This is a genomic window from Plantactinospora sp. ZYX-F-223 (assembly GCF_039649625.1).
Taxonomy (GTDB): Bacteria; Actinomycetota; Actinomycetes; order Mycobacteriales; family Micromonosporaceae; genus Plantactinospora.
In genome coordinates, this window is record NZ_JBDJAV010000006.1 from 247,296 (window position 1) to 263,559 (window position 16,264).

The 16,264-nt window shown below is 73.1% G+C and carries 15 protein-coding genes and 1 pseudogene; 7 read left to right on the forward strand and 9 right to left on the reverse strand.

The genetic code is table 11. From position 1 onward, the window contains the following. Positions 1-149 precede the first annotated feature (149 nt). From AAH979_RS08850 to AAH979_RS08865, 4 genes are all read right to left on the reverse strand, one after another. Positions 150-602 carry a hypothetical protein gene (locus AAH979_RS08850; RefSeq protein ID WP_346257565.1) on the reverse strand — a complete coding sequence of 151 codons (453 nt, stop codon included), beginning with the start codon at positions 600-602 and terminating at the stop codon, positions 150-152. 79 nt (positions 603-681) lie between these two features. After that, positions 682-1,497 carry a hypothetical protein gene (locus tag AAH979_RS08855; protein ID WP_346257566.1) on the reverse strand — a complete coding sequence of 272 codons (816 nt, stop codon included), beginning with the start codon at positions 1,495-1,497 and terminating at the stop codon, positions 682-684. Then, on the reverse strand, positions 1,494-1,988 hold the full coding sequence (locus tag AAH979_RS08860) for a SigE family RNA polymerase sigma factor (protein WP_346257567.1): 495 nt from the start codon (positions 1,986-1,988) through the stop codon (positions 1,494-1,496). The genes AAH979_RS08855 and AAH979_RS08860 overlap by 4 nt, the downstream gene beginning before the upstream one ends. Before the next feature lie 209 nt (positions 1,989-2,197). Continuing rightward, a complete protein-coding gene (locus AAH979_RS08865) occupies positions 2,198-3,286 on the reverse strand; it encodes an FAD-dependent oxidoreductase (protein WP_346257568.1) in 1,089 nt (362 codons plus the stop codon). A gap of 142 nt (positions 3,287-3,428) precedes the next feature. Between AAH979_RS08865 and AAH979_RS08870 the strand changes: the two genes are divergently transcribed. Both AAH979_RS08870 and AAH979_RS08875 read left to right on the forward strand, forming a co-directional pair. Then, the gene (locus AAH979_RS08870; protein ID WP_346257569.1) at positions 3,429-4,283 is read left to right on the forward strand and encodes a helix-turn-helix transcriptional regulator; all 855 of its coding nucleotides are present in this window, start codon (positions 3,429-3,431) and stop codon (positions 4,281-4,283) included. A gap of 47 nt (positions 4,284-4,330) precedes the next feature. Then, the gene (locus AAH979_RS08875; RefSeq protein WP_346257570.1) at positions 4,331-4,846 is read left to right on the forward strand and encodes a GNAT family protein; all 516 of its coding nucleotides are present in this window, start codon (positions 4,331-4,333) and stop codon (positions 4,844-4,846) included. A 321-nt stretch (positions 4,847-5,167) separates the two neighbouring features. On the opposite strand, the gene AAH979_RS08880 is transcribed toward AAH979_RS08875, so the two are convergent. The 4 genes from AAH979_RS08880 to AAH979_RS08895 all read right to left on the reverse strand — a co-directional run bounded on the left by AAH979_RS08880 (position 5,168) and on the right by AAH979_RS08895 (position 7,954). Then, positions 5,168-6,001, reverse strand: coding sequence for a type II CAAX endopeptidase family protein (locus AAH979_RS08880; protein WP_346257571.1), 834 nt, complete (start codon positions 5,999-6,001; stop codon positions 5,168-5,170). Positions 6,002-6,129: 128 nt separating this feature from the next. After that, a complete protein-coding gene (locus AAH979_RS08885) occupies positions 6,130-6,660 on the reverse strand; it encodes a DinB family protein (RefSeq protein ID WP_346257572.1) in 531 nt (176 codons plus the stop codon). A gap of 81 nt (positions 6,661-6,741) precedes the next feature. After that, the gene (locus AAH979_RS08890) at positions 6,742-7,245 is read right to left on the reverse strand and encodes a GNAT family N-acetyltransferase (protein WP_346257573.1); all 504 of its coding nucleotides are present in this window, start codon (positions 7,243-7,245) and stop codon (positions 6,742-6,744) included. A 133-nt stretch (positions 7,246-7,378) separates the two neighbouring features. Further along, positions 7,379-7,954, reverse strand: a complete 576-nt coding sequence (locus AAH979_RS08895) for a Clp protease N-terminal domain-containing protein (protein WP_346257574.1) — start codon at positions 7,952-7,954, stop codon at positions 7,379-7,381. A 336-nt stretch (positions 7,955-8,290) separates the two neighbouring features. Here AAH979_RS08895 and AAH979_RS08900 point away from each other — a divergent pair, with 336 nt between their 5' ends. Further along, positions 8,291-9,880 carry an amidohydrolase family protein gene (locus AAH979_RS08900; RefSeq protein ID WP_346257575.1) on the forward strand — a complete coding sequence of 530 codons (1,590 nt, stop codon included), beginning with the start codon at positions 8,291-8,293 and terminating at the stop codon, positions 9,878-9,880. A gap of 131 nt (positions 9,881-10,011) precedes the next feature. Here the strand turns inward: AAH979_RS08900 and AAH979_RS08905 are convergent, their stop codons facing one another. Further along, a complete protein-coding gene (locus AAH979_RS08905; protein ID WP_346257576.1) occupies positions 10,012-11,064 on the reverse strand; it encodes a LacI family DNA-binding transcriptional regulator in 1,053 nt (350 codons plus the stop codon). A 495-nt stretch (positions 11,065-11,559) separates the two neighbouring features. Between AAH979_RS08905 and AAH979_RS08910 the strand changes: the two are divergent. The 4 genes and pseudogenes from AAH979_RS08910 to AAH979_RS08925 all read left to right on the forward strand — a co-directional run. Next, a pseudogene (locus AAH979_RS08910) lies at positions 11,560-12,045 on the forward strand (snapalysin family zinc-dependent metalloprotease); the annotation flags it as partial. A gap of 448 nt (positions 12,046-12,493) precedes the next feature. Continuing rightward, entirely contained in the window at positions 12,494-13,855 is a 1,362-nt protein-coding gene (locus tag AAH979_RS08915; protein ID WP_346257577.1) for a hypothetical protein, read from the forward strand. After that, positions 13,852-14,844 (forward strand): glutamate ABC transporter substrate-binding protein, encoded by a 993-nt coding sequence (locus AAH979_RS08920; RefSeq protein WP_346257578.1) that lies wholly within the window; start codon positions 13,852-13,854, stop codon positions 14,842-14,844. Before AAH979_RS08915 ends, AAH979_RS08920 begins: the two co-directional genes overlap by 4 nt. Positions 14,845-14,935: 91 nt before the next feature. Continuing rightward, positions 14,936-16,252: a hypothetical protein gene (locus AAH979_RS08925; protein WP_346257579.1), complete on the forward strand. Its 1,317-nt coding sequence runs from the start codon at positions 14,936-14,938 to the stop codon at positions 16,250-16,252. Positions 16,253-16,264: the final 12 nt, after the last annotated feature.

The following is a 16,264-nucleotide window of genomic DNA, read 5'->3' on the forward strand; positions in this document are numbered from 1 at the left end:
GTACGCGACGCCTCTGACGTCAGCGGAGAGAAACCGCACAGGCTGCCCGTCGAGCGGCCCGCCGACGCCGGCCTTCTCGAACACGCGCACGCCCTCCGTCAGATCGACCTCGGATTTTGCGTGCGTCTCGCGGGTGAGCACGTCTGAGCTCAGGCGGAGCCGGCCGCCTGCTGGTTCCACATCGTGATCACGACGCCGACGACGAAGACCTGCACCGGCAGCGGCAGGCCCGGCAGGTCGGCGGCGACGTCACCGCGCCAGAAGCTCGTCTGCCGCACCGAGCCGACCCGGCGGCCGGCGGCGTGCAGTTCCTGCTCGCTGCTGAACAGCGAGGCGCGCTGGAAGTGGTACGTCTGCCCGTCGGCCTCGACCGTCCACCGCCTGCGGCCGACCCGGTCCGCCGAGGCGACCACACCGCCCGCCGCGTCGAGCAGGGTGTAGCGGTTTCCCCAGGCGTTGCCGCGCACCTCGTAGCGCCGGCCCTCCAACTCGAAGTCGCCGCCGTTGCGCCAGAAGGCGTTATCCCAGGTCGTCACGGCCCGGTCCCGGACGCTGATCTCGTATCGGCTGCGCCACGCGCTCACCCTGCGGGCCTTCAACACGTCGTCAGGCTAACCCCAGTGGGCGAGCCCCAACCGGCAGCGCAGCGGCTGACCGTCAGGCTGGACAGCACCCCGTCCGTCAGCAGGCCGTGGTGGCCACGCAGAGCCGGCTGGCGGTGCGTTTCGCCAGCTCCCGCAGGCGCTGCGGATCCTCGACGTAGAAGCTCGTGATCGCGACCAGGTCGGCCACCCGGACGACCGCGGCGAGCACGACCTGCCGGTCGAACACCTCTCCGGTGGCGGTGTCCCGATCGTCGATCTGGGTTCGGACCATCAGCGACTCCTCACCGGCGAAGTTCCGGTCGATCACCGACGCGGAGCGCTCCGCCTCGGCCGGGCGGCTCGGCGTGGAGTTCTCGGTCGCGGTGCGGTAGACCGCGCAGGCCGAGACCGTCCGGGTCACGTCGGTCATCACCTGCCGGGCGACCTCGCCGGGAAACCGTCGCGCCTCGGTGAAGACGTACGTGTGCCCCTCGTCGTCGCCCTTCCTGGCCACGATCTGGCCGCGCATGAACAGGTACGTCCGGTAGGCGTCGATGTTGAGCGAGGCGTACCGGGGGCACGCGTCCTCCTGGGCGAACTGCCAGGTCGGATACTCCCCGGCCAGATAGGTGTGCGCGTTGTCGATCTCGAAGTCCGGCCCGACGTCGGAGGGTTGCAGCATCGCCTCGATCGGGATCGCGTCGCCCTGGAATTCGACGTCCGGTCCGACCGGCTGCGGCCGAAGCAGCGTCCAGGCGCTCCCGAGCAGGGCGACGACGGCAAGCGTCGCGCCCGCCACGGCACGGATCCGCCGCCGCGTACCGCGCCGCCGGATCCGTGCCGCCTCCGCCCAGTACAGCGTGGACAGTTCCCGGTCCAGCCGGCCCGCCAGCTCGTCCAGCCTGTCGGTCATGACACCGCACCTTCCGGCTCGTCGGTCAGCAGCTTCGCCAGCGTCGCGCGGCCCCGGGACAGCCGCGCCTTGACGGTTCCGACCGGTACGCCGGTCTCCCGCGCCGTCTCCGCCACGCTCAGGCCGAACAGGTAGTGCAGGGCGAGCGCCCGGCGCTGCGCCTCCGGTAGCTGTCGCAGCGCCTCGACGATCTCCAGGGTCTCGGTGGACGGCGCGGCTACCGGCACGGGCGGACCGTGCCGGACATGTGCCCGGATCCGGCTGCGCAGGCCACGCCACCGGCTGATGGCGAGCCGGGTGGCGACGACGCGTACCCACGACTCCGGGTCCTCGTACCGGCCCACGGTCGACCAGCGCTGCCAGGCCCGGACGAATGCCTCGTGGACGACGTCCTGCGCCTCGGCGAGGTCGCCGGTCATGACGTACACGAATCCGACCAGGCGTTGCCGGGTGCTCCGGTAGAAGTCGTCGAAGTCATGGCCGTCACTCACCCGGTCCTCCGCGAAAATGCATGCGGGTTATACGCGCATGCCCACCCGGGAGGTTGCGTCGCGACGTGAGGTTTCCGGCCTGCCCGGCCGAGCCCGAACCACGTCCCGATCTCCCATCGGCGGTACCGGGCCGAAGTCACCGGCGAACACCGGTCGATCCCCTCCGGTCGAGCCCGGGGCGCTGGTCGACGCTGCTCCGCCGGTGTCGGTCAACGCGCGGCGACCGCGCCGAGCAGTTCGAGGTACACGTCGAGGAAGAGCCCGCCCTTCAGCTCCGCGCTCGGGCCGGCGCCGAGGAGGCCCACCTCGGGGTCGTAGGTGACCCCGCCCTTCGGACCGATCGGGAGGACGATGGCGTCCGCCGCCGCCCGATAGGTGGCCAGGGCGCCGCCGCCCCGGATCAGCGTCCGGATGTTCGCGGCGACCACCTCGGCGTGCTGCTGGGCGGCCCGGGCCTGCTTCATCTCCGGTACCGCCGTGACGTCGCCGACGGCGAACACCGTCTCCTGTCCGGGCAGCCGCAGCTCCGCGGTGACGGCGAGACGGCCGTCGGGGTGCCGGGCCGGGCGCAGCTCCGGGCCGAGGTAGTCGCTGTCGACGGTCCCGCCGTAGCAGGGAAACCAGATGTCGGCGCCGATGCCGACCCCGGCCCGGGTCGTCACGGTGAAGCCGCCGGCCTGACCGGGACGGGTCTGCGGCAGCTCGCGCAGGGACGTGCCGAGCAGCAGTTCCACGCCCAACTCGTCGAGCTGGGCCCGGAGTTCCGCGCGGAACGCGTCCGGAAAGCGGCCGGACACCAGGTCGGCGGCCGGGTCGACGACGGTGACCCGCTTCTCCGGCCAGACCGCCTTGATCTCGCCGGCGAACTCCAGCCCCACCGGCCCGGCGCCGAGCAGCAGGATCCGGCCGGCGCGGGCCAGCGGCGCCCGCGTGCCCCGGAGCTTGGCGGTGGCCGCGGCGGCCTCCTCGACGTCGAGCTTCGCCGGGTACGGCGAACGCGAACCGGTGGCCAGCACGAGGTAGTCCGCCGTGAGCCGCCGGCCGGAGCCGAGCTCGACCGCGTTCGGGTGCACCCGGACCGCGCGGTCGCGGAGCACCCGGCCACGGGTGAGCAGACCGTCGTACGGAATGAAGATCCTTTCCGTCCAGTTCTGATCGACAACCGCGCGCAACGCGGCGACGTTGTGCACGAACGTGTCCCGGGGTTCGACGAGTACGACGTCGGCGACGTCGTCGAGCGCCTTCGCCACGCTGATTCCGCCATATCCGCCGCCGAGCACAGCCACAGTGGGAGCCACAGCACACCTTCCGGGGAGTTGGTCGCGGTCGTATCTCCGCGTCACCGACTCTGCGGGCCGCGACGAGGGGTAGGAAGGCCGGGCCGATGGTGGTAGGGACAGGGATACCGTCCGGGCGCCGTACCGCTGTTAGGTTCGACGAGTGAGCGACAACGAGCTGGGGTTGTTCCTCCGGTCCCGCCGTACCGCGATCACTCCGGCCGAGGTGGGGCTGCCGGCGGGTCCCCGGCGACGCACCTCGGGACTGCGCCGGGCCGAGGTCGCGATGCTCGCCGGAGTCAGCGTGGAATACCTCATCCGGCTCGAACAGGGCCGGGACCGGCACCCGTCGCCGCAGGTCCTCTCCGCCCTCAGCGAGGCGCTGCGGCTGACCCCGAGCGAGCGGGTCCACCTCCACCGGCTGAGCAAGGCGTCCGGCGGCGGCTTCAGCTGCATGGGCGACGCCGTTCCCGGACGTGACGTCCGGCCCACCGTGCGGGCGCTGCTCGAACGACTGGAACCGACCCCGGCGATGCTGCTCAACCGGCTGAACGAGATCGTCGGCCGGACCGCCGGCTTCGAGCGGTTGGCGGGGCCGGTCGGCCTGCTGGACGGTGCCATGCCGAACTTCGCCCGGTACGTCTTCGCCGACCAGCGGGCCCGCACCGCGTACCCGGACTGGGACCACGTCGCCGACGAGCAGGTGGCGATGCTCAAGCAGGGCCCGTTCCGGGCGGACCCGCACGTCGCGGGTCTCGCCGACGAGCTGACCCTGGCCGCCGGGGACGCGTTCACCCGCCGGACCGGGACGGTGCCCGGGCTGCCGAGGTCGAACGGCATCGTCCGGTGGGTGCATCCGGAGGTGGGCGAGCTGCGCCTGGCGTACGAGATGCTCGACCTCGCCGCCGAGGACGACCAGCGGCTGGTGGTCTACCTGCCCGCCGACGCGGCGACCGGCGGCGCGCTCGACCGGCTGCACCGTGGCCGGCCGCACGGCCTGCGGGTCGTGTCCGGCTGACCCTGCGCGTGGCGGAGCGCCGAAGGGCCGGCTGGAAGAATCCTCCCATGATCCGAATTCGACCCACCGGTGTCGCCGACGCGGTCGTGCTGGCCGAGGCGTACCTGGCCAACCGCAGCTTTCTGGCCCCCTGGGAACCCGTCCGGCCGGAGAGCTTCTTCACCCCCGCCGGTCAGCGTGCCCGGCTCGAACAGGCGACGGCAGACCGGGAGAGCGGCACCGGCTACGGCTGCGTGATCGAGTACGACGGGCAGGTCTGCGGCACGATCACGCTGTCGTCGATCCTGCGCGGGCCGGCACAGTCCGCGAACCTCGGCTACTGGGTGGCGAAGTCCGTCAACGGGCGCGGAGTCGCGACCCGGGCGGTGGGTCTGATCCTCGACATCGCCTTCGGCGAACTGGACCTGCACCAGGTGATGGCCGGAACACTGCTGCACAACACCGGGTCACAGCGGGTACTCGGGCGCAACGGGTTCGACCGGATCGGCGTCGCCAGGGCACACGTCGAAATCGCGGGGGAGTGGCAGGACCACATCCTCTTCCAACGCCTGACCGACCGCTGATCCGGCCCCGCCTCAGGCCCGGCGACGCCACCGGGGCGGGCCAGGACACCGCCACCGGTCGCGCGTGGCGATGGTGGTGACCGTACTCACCCGGCCACTCGATGACCAGCAGGTATCAGAAGCACTCTCGCCCGCTCCTGAGCCGAGCGGCTCGGCGAGCGAGGCCCCGGGGCGCAGCTCGGCGTGGGAGGTCTGGGACGTCGACTCCCACATCCGGATCGTCAACCGGCAAATCGAGCAGGCTCGGGCGATCGGCAACCTGTCCATCCTCCCGGACGCGTCGAGCACGCTGGCGGTCCGCGTCTCACATCGATATCGGTGTCATTGCCTGGCGTCACCGGAAGTGGTGGAGGCCGTTACACGTGCCGGCGACAACCGGCCGGTGAGCAGGATCCAGGCGCAGATGGCCGCGAGCGGGACCAGGCCCAGCAGGTCGGCGGATGCCGGGTCGAGGCCGCCGGCGTCGATCAGCAGGGCGGCGGAGAGCGTCCCGATGACCATGTTGTTCCCGGCGTGGGCAAGGCAAGCGACCCAGACGCTGCCGGAGCGCAGGAACAGCCAGGCAAGGATCACGGCCTGGGCGACGATCAGGAGAGTCCAGGTGACGATCCCGAGCAGCGGGCTCGCGTAGCCGGCGTAGTCGGTGAAGACCAACGGGTAGTGCCACGCGGCCCAGACGAGACCGGTGATGAGCGCGGCGCGGGCGGGGCTGCGACCGACCCGCTGTTGGAGGTAGCTTCGCCAGCCGAACTCCTCACCCCAGAACAACGGAGTCAGGACGACGGGGGCCACGAGCACCAGCAGCGTGGCGGGGCCGGGGAGGTCGGCCAGGTCGGGCTCGTACAGCCCGAGGGTGGTGGCCAAGCCGACGGTCACGGCCAGCACCAGCACGGGGCCGATCCAGGCGATCAGGTAGTAGCGTTTCGCGGCCCGCAGACGCGGCGCCAGGCCCGCGTCGGCGAAGCCTTCCCTGGTGACCCAACGGCGTACGACGACGGCCGCGATCGCCGGCCCGAACGCCATCGGAAGCCCCATGGTCAGCTGGGTCACCGGGTCGGCTATCGACCAGCCGAGCACCGCGTGCGCGACGAAGACGGCCGCCCACGCCAGTCCGAAAGCGATGAGGAGATAACTGAGCACACCCTTGGATCCCATGGCCTGGAAGGCAACCACCGATCCACGCCGGACGTCGTCACACCAAAGGGCCAAGACGCCGTCATACCTGAGAGCTACGGTCACCCGATCGGGCGCACCGGCAGGCGACGACCACGAAGGGACCAGGGTCAGGCCGCCGCCCGCGCGTCGTGCAGCAGCCGGAGCTGGCCGAGCTCGGCGACGTTCTTCATCAGCTCCGCGTTGACCCAGGCGACCATGTGCGCGACGGTGTGCGCCGGGTCGCCCTGCCACGGGAACGGGGCTGTCTCGTCGAGGTCCGCCTCGGTGAGTCCGTCGAGCACCGACAGCCATTCGGCGCGGAGGGCGCGCAACCAGGCGACCGTCGCCACGGCGTCGCCGGGCCAGTCGACCTCGGCGCGGTCCGGTGGGGTCCGCCCCCGTGCGTGGTCGACGGTCACGCTCCACCACCAGCCGATGTGCCAACTGAGCCAGCCGACGGTGGGAACCGGGACCGGATCCGGCTCGGTGTCCGACCAGTCCGGCCGCCATCGGCCGGCGCCGTCCGGACGTACCGTCCAGAAGTGTGCGGCCGGCTGCCACAGCAGGTGGGCGGGCTCCAGCCGCTCCAGGTGGTATTCGAACAGCGACCAGGTCAGGTCGAACTGCCAGCGCAGCAGTTCGGAACGGGACGTCGACACCCGGGCGATCCTCGCATCGCGGGGGCGGTGGGGCGAGCGGTTATCCCACCGGTACATCCTTCGGTGCCGGCGGATGCCGGTTCAGAGCGGCTTGACGTACCGGTGGCAGGGGACCGGAATCGTGCCGTCCCCGACCACCGCTGGATAGTCGAACAGCCCGTCGTCGATCCAGCCGGACCGCTGGTAGAACCGTCGGGCCCGGCTGTTCCCGGGGACGACCGCCAACCAGGCCCGCCGGTGACCACCGGCGGCGACCAGCCGCTCGGCCTCGGCGAGCAGCCGGCCGGCGACACCGCTGCCGCGATGTGACGCGGCGACGTACACCTGCTCGACCTCCTCGCCGACCACCATGACGAAGCCCGCCACCTGCCGGTCCGGGCCGGCGACCGCCACCACGGTGTCGCCGACGCGCTGCGCGGCCCGTGCCCGGAACGACTCCGGGGTACGCACCGCGACGAGAGCCTCCGGCACGTGCCCCAGATGCCCGTCGCGCCAGCCGGCCGCCCAGATCGTCGCGACCGCCTCGGCGTCTGCGGCGGTGGCCGGACGCAGGTCGATCTCCGGTATCGAGTCGATCTCCGACATCGGGCGAGGGTAACAGGAGTGTCCGGGGGCGCCGGTGGCGTCGCCGTGGTGAGCGCACCTGGTGAGGTACCTCCGGAGACCGTCGACCGGGCTCCACGACCGGCGGGCCGGTCCACCGCCGGCGACGCGCGGGTCACCCTGGATGGTGCAGGGCGAGGATCACCCGGCGCCGGGCGTCCCGGTACGTGACGCCGGCCCGGCTCAGGGTCGTTGACACCGAGCCGGGCAGGCGGTCGTGGCGGAGCAGCGCCAGCAGCAGGTGTCCGGAACCGATCTCCCGGTGCCGCAGGGCGATCGCCTCGCGCAGGCACAGTTCGACGACCTTCCTGGCTCCCGCGTCGAGCGGCCCGGCGAGCCAGCCGTGCCGGCGCGGTCGCTCCGGCGGTCCCGGGCGGTCGAGCAGCGCGGCGGAGCCGAACTCCTGCTCGATGCGCCGGAACACCTCCTCGGCGTCGACGCCGACGGCGCGGAGAGCGCAGATCTCGTCGTCGGTGAGCCGTCTCCGGCCGGCCGGTCGGCTCACCGCCGCCCGGAGCACGGTGGTGGTGACGCCGTAGCCGGCCAGAATCCGGGCACCGGTGCCCCGGCCGTCGGCGGCGAGGCCGAGCAGCAGGTGTTCCGGACCGGCCCGGGCCGCCCCGGTCTCGGCCGCGATCTCGACGGCGGCGGAGAGGGTACGGCGGGCGTCCGCGGTGAACCGCTCGAACATGTTCCGCTCCCACGGGTTGGCCGGTCCGGGTGTTCCAGGTCTCTCGGACGGAGGCCCGACAGGTGATGCCGGAGGCGCCCGCCGCGCCCGCCGGCGGTCGGGTCCGGTCGGGCGCCGCGGGTCCAGCGGCACCCGGCAACGCTGTCAACCTAGATTGACAGCATCGTTTCTGTCAACCGGGGTTGACGGAACGGGTGGCCTCGTGACCGCCGTGGCGGCCCTGGACCCGCTCCCGCCGGCAGCGGTCAGTCGCGGGGCGGAGGTGGACCTAGGACCACCCCGCTCCGGGTGGCAGGACGTGTGACCGGCCGCCCGGTCGGCGCGACGATTCCAGGTATGACAACGAAGCTTTCCCGCCGCAACGTGCTCGTCGCCGGTCTCGCCGTCGGTGCCACCGCCGGTACCTCGCTGGCCGCCGGCGCGGCGACCGCAGGCCCGGGCCGGGAGTCCGCGCACTCCGGATCCGCCGCACCGGAGGCGGTGATCGCGTTCACCGCCGCCACCGTGATCGACCCGGCGTCCGGGCGGGTCCGACCTGACACGACCGTGCTGGTACGCGGCGACAGCATCACCGAGGTCGGCCGGACCGGCCAGGTCCGGGTGGCGCACGGCGCCGCCGTGGTCGACCTGCGCGGCAGGTTCCTGATCCCCGGCCTGGCCGACATGCACACCCACGGGTACGCCGAACAGATCGATCCGGCGCTCTGCGTGGCCAACGGGGTGACCACGGTCCGGGAGATGTCCGGTACGGCTGCCGTGCACGACTGGCGGCGCCGGATCGAGGCGGGCACCCTGCTCGGCCCGCGCTACACGATCGGCAGCCGGATCGTCGACGGTGCACCGACGATCTGGGATCCGACGATGCTCAGCGTGCTCTCGGTGGCCGACGCCGAGCAGGCCCGGCAGGCGGTCCGCCAGGTGGTGGCGGAGGGGGCAGATTTCGTGAAGGTCTACTCCCGGCTGTCGCCGTCGTCGTACCGGGCGATCGCCGCCGAGTGCCGTCGGCTCGGTGTCGAGTTCGCCGGCCACTGCCCGGACGAGCTGCCGATCACCGAGGCGGCCACGCTGGGGCAGGCGAGCGTCGAGCACGTGTTCTGGGCCGCCATCGACACGTCGAGTGCGGAGGAGCAGCTCCGGGCCCAGATCGGACGGATCCGGCTGGAGACCGGCGACTACAGCGGCTGGTTCGCCGCGATCCACCCGGTGGAATGGCTCGCCGCGCACACGTTCAGCCCGGCCAAGGCGCGTCGGGTGTTCGCGCGGCTGGCTGTTCGTCGTACCCGCCAGGTGCCGACCCTCGCCATGCACCACGGGCTGGACAACGCGCGCACCCTCGACCTGTACGCCGATCCGCGCGTCCGCTACCTGCCCGCGCCGATGCTCGCCGGCCAGCAGTACGCCCTCGACGAGCTGTATCTCAAGGACCGCTCTCCGGCGGAGGACCCGGAGTGGGCGGCGATGTTCGCGCACCGGCTCCGGATGGTCGGCGAGCTGCACCGGGCCGGGGTACCGCTGATGGTCGGCACCGACGTCGGCACCTGCGGATTGTTCCCGGGCTTCTCGGTCCACGACGAACTGCGGTACCTGGTCGAGGCCGGGCTGAGCCCGATGGCCGCGCTGTACGCCGCGACCGCCGAACCGGCGAGCTTCCTCGGTGCCCGTACCGGCCGCATCGCCCGGCAGGCCGCCGCCGACCTGGTGGTGCTGGATGCGAATCCGCTTACCGAGATCGGCAACACCCGGCGGATCGACGGGGTGGTGGTGCGGGGCCGCTACCTCGACCGGGCGGCGCTGGACGGTCTGCTGCGCGGGGTCGAGGAGGCGGCCGCCGCGATGTCCGAGGAGGCGCCGGGTGGCGCGGTCGCGGCGGTCGGCTGCCCCTGTCACGGCGCCGCCGCGACCGGGGCGCGGACCCGGGCGGCGTGACCCCCGATGCCGTCGGCCTGGCCATGTCGCCGGCCTGGCCGGGGCGACCGCGCGCCCGGTCGGGCCGGCCCGGCACGGTCAACCCAGCCGGTGTCGGTGCGCTGCCGTCCGGACCGGTCGGGCTCGCCCGGTCAGCTCCGGCCGGCCGGCGGCGCGGCGGTGCTCTGCCGGATCACCAGGGTCGGCTCGATCGGCGTGGCGCTGTGCAGCACCGGGACCGGCCCGCCCGTCCGGCCGGTGGCGTCGAGCAGTTGCAGCAGGGTCGCCATGCCGCGCCGGCCCACCTCGTCGAAGTCCTGCCGGACGGTGGTCAGCGGCGGCAGCATGAACTCCGCCTCCGGGATGTCGTCGAAGGCCACCACGCTGATGTCGGCCGGTACCCGGACGCCCCGCTCGTGCAGGGCGCGCAGCAGACCGAGCGCCATCTGGTCGTTGGCGACGAAGACCGCGGTGACGTCCGGGTTGCCGGCCAGCGCGGTACCGGCCGCGTACCCGGACCGGGCGCTCCAGTCCCCGGAGATGATCGGCGGTACGGCGGCGCCGGCCTCCTCCAGCGTCTGCCGCCAGCCGATGATCCGGTCACCCGCCTCCAGCCAGTCGCTCGGGCCGGAGACGTGCCACACGGTGCGGTGTCCGAGTTCGAGCAGGTGCCGGACGGCGAGTCTGGCCCCGGCGACCTGGTCCACCGAGACGGACGGCAGCCCGCTGTCCTGGCCGGCCTCGACGGCCACCGCCGCCATGCCCTTGGGCAGGCTGTGCAGCGCGGCGGCGGCCGCCATCTGCGGCGCGATGATGATGACCCCGTCCACACCCTGACCGTCCAGCGCCTCGACCGCGCTGAGTACGCCCCGGCGGTCGACCTTCTCCAGCGTGACGATGCTGACCCCGTAACCGGCGGCCCGGGCGGCGCGCTCGATGCCGAGCAGTGTGGAGGCCGGGCCGAACAGGATGGTGTCGAAACTCACCACTCCCAGCACCCGGGAGCGGCGGCTGGCCAGGGCCCGGGCCATCGCGTTCGGCCGGTAGCTCAGCTCGGCCATCGCCCGGACCACCCGGTCCCGGGTCTCCGGCCGGACCCGTGGATGACCGTTGATCACCCGGGAGACCGTCTGGTGCGATACTCCGGCGAGCCGGGCCACGTCGGTCATCACCGCCGGGCGCCCGGTCCGCGACGGCGTGGTCACGTGGTTCTCCTCCGCCAGCACAATCCCGCTACCACCTTCCACCCCCGCCGGCGACGCCGGACGTTCGATCCAGGTTAGCCCTATCACCCTGGTCGACGTTCGCGACGGCGCGTCTTCGGCCAGGTTACGTTTCGGGTCCACCGGGCGATGTCGATCTCCGGTCCGGCGGAGTCGTCGGCGCCGCCGATCCCTGCCGCCCGCCCGCCGGCCCCGCCCCGAGCGGTCGGCAGCACCAGGTCGGCCCGCCGGACCGCGCCACCCCCGCGCTCGCCCCGGGCGCTCGACGGCTCTTCCCGCGGCCGCGCGACCGGCCCGGTCGCCACTGCGGCGTGCCCGGCGTGCCGGTGCTCCCCGGCTGCCCGGCGGTGCCGGGCTGCCCGGCTGCCCGGTATGAGGCAACTGCTATGCGCCGGCCGGCGGGTCGGGGACCTAGATTAATGAGCATCGATCGAGGGCGTCGGATCCTCATCTTCCCCGCTCCCATAAGGAGTCGTCATGCTCAGACGCCACCTCCTCCGGGCCACGCTCGGCCTGCTGACCCTGGCCACCTCGCTGGTCGGGGTCCAGGTCGCCGCCGCGCCGGCCACCGCCGCGCCGGTGCGCACGGTCTACTACGACGCGAGCCGGGCCGGGGAGTTCACCACCAACTTCACCCAGGCCGCCCAGATCTGGAACAGCAGCGTCAGCAACGTGCGGCTGGTCGCCGGCACGCCGGCGACGGTGACGATCTACGTCGACAGCGGCTGGCCGCGGGCGTACGTCACCGGGCTCGGTTCCGGACGGGTCTACATGGGTTGGCAGGCCGTGAACCAGGGGTACGACCGGACCCGGATCGCGACCCACGAACTCGGGCACATCCTCGGGCTGCCCGACCGGCGTACCGGACTCTGTTCGGATCTGATGTCCGGCAGCAGCGCCCCGGTCTCCTGCCGCAACGCGTACCCCAGCGCGGCCGAGGCGGCCCGGGTCGACGCGCTGTTCGCCGGCGGCCTCGTCCCCGGGTACGCCGGCGGCGCGGCGGCGACCGTCGCCGGAACGTACGTCTGGACCACCGGCTGACCGTCGGGCGGGCCGCGCCGCAGCACCCGGCGCGGCCCGCCCGGGTCGACTCCCGGTCCGGGCGGTCCGGCACGCCGCCCGGGCCGTTGCCGTGCCCGGCTCTCCGGGCGGGCACCTGGACCGGTCCTGGCGGGGCCCTGGCCGCCGGGTCTCCCGGAGCGGCACCGCGGGAGTTCCGGATCCGAGCGACTGGCTACAGTGGACCGCGCACGAGGTGGTCGTCGGTGGCGGCCGGTAGGGTCGCCGACACCGGCGGGCCGCCCCCCACCGGTTGAGCCGATTGGTTACCTTGAAGCCGGTCGTTCAAGATCTGACCGCCTGGGCCACGTCCGGTCGGCTGGTTCCCGGTGCGGTGTTGGGGAGGTTTCGGGTGGGTTCGCACGGGTCGGCGGTGGCTGTCCCGCCAGGCCGGTTGGCCGTTCCGCCGCAACCCCGCCCGCCGGACATGCTGCGCCGGATCACCACGCCGTTGCGCCGCACGCCCGGCCGGTTCACCGCGATCCTGGCCGGAGTGGTCGTGCTGGGCCTGCTCACCGGCGTGGTCGCGTTCGTCGGCGTACGGCAGCGCGCGGACCTGGTCCGCGGCGTCACCGCCCGCAGCGGCGAGCTGGCGGTGGCGGCACAGAGCCTCTACCGCGCGCTGTCCGACGCCGACGCCACCGCCGCGAGCGCCTTCCTCTCCAACGGTCTCGAACCGCCCGCGCTGCGCGACCGCTACCAGCGTGACCTGGCCGACGCCGCCTCGGCGCTGACCGTCGTCTCGGCCGCGGTCTCGGACGACAGCCGGGGTGCCGCGGCGGTCGCCCGGATCACGGCACGGCTTCCGGTCTACAGCGGGCTGGTGGAAACCGCCCGCACCTACAACCGGCAGGGCCTGCCGCTGGGCGTCGCCTATCTGCAGGAAGCCTCCGGCCTGATGCGCGACGAACTGCTGCCCGCCGCCCAGGAGCTCTACGCGACCGCCTCGACCGAGCTGGACGAGGCGCGGGACCGGGCGGCCGGCTTCCCCTGGGTGGCGGTGCTGCTCGCCCTGTTCACCCTGGCGGCGCTGGTGCTGACGCAGATCCACCTGACCCGGCGTACCAACCGGCTGCTCAACGTCGGGCTGCTCGTCGGCACCGGTGCCACGGTACTGCTGATGGCCTGGCTGACCGGGTCGGCGCTGGTCGCGGCCGGAAACCTGCGGGACAGTAGGGACTCCGGTTCGGCCCAGGTCAACCTGCTCGCCGAGGCCCGGATCGCCGGTTTGCAGGCCCGTGCGGACGAGGCGCTGACCCTGGTCGCCCGAGGCAACGGCGCGGCGTTCGAGGAGAACTACGGTGTCGTGATGGAGCGACTCGCCGGCGCCGACGGCTCGGGCGGACTGCTGGCGCAGGCCCGGGCGGCCGCTCCGGACGACACCACCCGGCAGGCGGTCGAGGCCGCCATCGCCCGGAGCAGGGAGTGGTCGGCGGCGCACCGCAACGTGCGGACCCTCGACGACAGCGGCGAGTACGCCAAGGCGGTGGCCGCCACGGTGGGCACCGGCGAGCAGACCACGGCCGCCATCTTCAACCAGTTCGACGAGGCGCTCGCCCTGGCCATCACCCACAACGGAGACCGGTTCGAACGCGAGGCGGTCAGCGCCGGCCGGGCCCTGACCGGGGTCGACATCGGTATCGTCGGACTGAGCCTCGTCCTGCTGATCGGGGCCGCGGTGGGCATGCAGCAGCGGATTGTGGAGTATCGATGAGACACCGGCATCTCGCCGGCCGGTTCCTCGCCGGCATCCTCGTGGTGGTGGCCACGGCGGGTCTCGCCGGATGCGGCACGGACGAGCCGACGCTCCCCGACAGCCAGATGCATGCCGACCCGCCCCGGCCGGTCGGCATGCAGGACCCGGCGGTCGTCCCGACCGGTCCGGCGGCGTCGTCCGGCTCGTGCAACCCCCGGGCCAGCCTGCGGCCGTCCGGCACGCTGCCCCGTCCCCGGCAGATGCCGTCCGGCACGGCGATGGCCGAGATCGTCGAGCGTGGACGGTTGATCGTCGGCGTCGACCAGAACAACTACCAGTTCGGGTTCCGCGATCCGCGGACCGGTCAACTCACCGGCTTCGACGTCGACATCGCCCGGGAGATCGCCCGGGGTCTCTTCGGCGACCCGGGCCGGATCCAGTTCCGGGCGATCAGCTCGGCCGACCGGATCAAGGTGGTCAAGGAGGGCACCGTCGACATGGTGGTCCGGACCATGACGATGAACTGCGAACGCTGGCAGGACGTCAGCTTCTCCACGGAATACTTCACCGCCGGCCAGCGCGTCCTGGTCAACCGTGGCTCCGGGGTGAAGACCATCGAGGACCTGCGGGGCAAGAAGGTCTGCGCGGCGGCCGGCAGCACCTCGATCCGGAACATCGCGGAGAAGGGCACGGTGCCGGTCTCGGTGGTCAACTGGACGGACTGCCTCGTGCTGCTCCAGCAGAACCAGGTCGTCGCGGTCTCGACCGACGACAGCATCCTGGTCGGGCTCGCCGCGCAGGACCCGAACACCGAGGTCGTCGGCCCGCGGTTCAGCGACGAGCCGTACGGGGTGGCGATCTCCCGCGAGGCGCCGGAACTGGTCCGGTTCGTCAACGGCGTACTGGCCAAGATCCGCTCCGACGGGACCTGGACCCGGCTCTACACCCGATGGTTGACGTCGCTGGGCCCGGCGCCCGCGCCACCGGTCGCGCGTTACCGGGACTAGCGTGTCTCGTGGACCTTCCGGCGCAGTGGCGGGGCATCGGCGGTCACCCGTCGGCGCCGGCCGGCACCACGAGAGGCGGTTGGTCGCGCCGATGACCGTGCCGCCGCCGTCCCCGATGGGCCGTGCCGAGGTCGACCGGCTGCTCGGCGCGCTCGGCGCGGCACACGAACGGGCCTCGGCCGCGCTGTACGCCCTGGACGGCCGGCCCGAGCTCGCCCTGCTGCGGGACACCCGGCCGACCGGCGAGACCGCCCGGGTCGGCGCCGACGTGCTCGCCCGGACCGGCGCGCTCTGGTCCCAGTTCGCCGCCTTCGGTGCCCTGCTCGGCCAGGCCCGCGAGGTACGCGCCCGGCGGTCCCGGCCCGGCGACATCGAGTTGCGGGAACTCGGCGAGTTGCTCGGTGCCCCGCTGGTCGCGCTCGACGCCGACGGGACGGTGCTCGACGACCCGGCCGCCGTACCGGCACAACGGATCCGGTTGTCCGCACTCGCGCGCCGGATCGAGACCGAGGCGGCCGCACTGGCCGGCACCCTCGCCCGGCTGGAAGCCGCGCGGTCCCGGCTCGCCGGATGGTTCGGGCAGCTCACCGACGCGCTGCGGCGGCTGCGGGCGGAGGCCGTCGCGCTGAGCGGGGCGGAGCGACCCGGCGATCTGGGGGACGCCCGCTGTCCGGCCGCAACCGATGCCGCGCCGTCGTCGCGAGACGAACTCGACCGGCTCGACCGGGCGGTCGAGGAGGCGTACCTGGGTGCGCTCGCCGACCCGCTCGGCGTGACCGGGACCGGACCGACCGCGACCGCACTTCGGGACCGGTTGCGGCGGTTCGAGATCGAGGTCGCCGCCCTGACCGGTCGGCTCGCCGAGCTGACCGAGGTACGCGACGGCTACTCCGGACGGGCCGCGCGGTTGGCGACCGAACTGGACGAACTCGCCAGGGCCGCCGCCGAGACGGCCCGCACGCATGCCCTGGCGCAGGACAAGATCGCCAATTCGGCGCTGCCGGACCCGTCGCCGGATCCAACTCCGGCGTTGCGTGCCCAGTTCGCCCAGCTCGGCCAGGTGCACCGGGAGCACCGGTGGAGCCAGGTCGGCACGGAACTGGCCGCGCTCGAACGCGGCGTGGCGGCCGCCCGCCGCCGGATGGCCGAGTCGCACGAGGCGGCGGACGGGCTGCTGCGGCGGCGTGCCGAACTGCGGGGGCGGCTCGACGCGTACCGGGCCAAGGCGGGTCGACTCGGCCTGATCGAGCACCCCGAGCTTTCCGAGCGGTACCGGCGGGCCCGTGACCTGCTCTACACCAGCCCGTGCGATCTGTCGGCGGCGACCCGGGCCGTGGTCGCGTACCAGCGTCATCTCAACGATCTCGCCGAGCGCCCGGCGCCCGGTGCGAAGGGAGCCCTTCCATGAGCACCCGCTGCC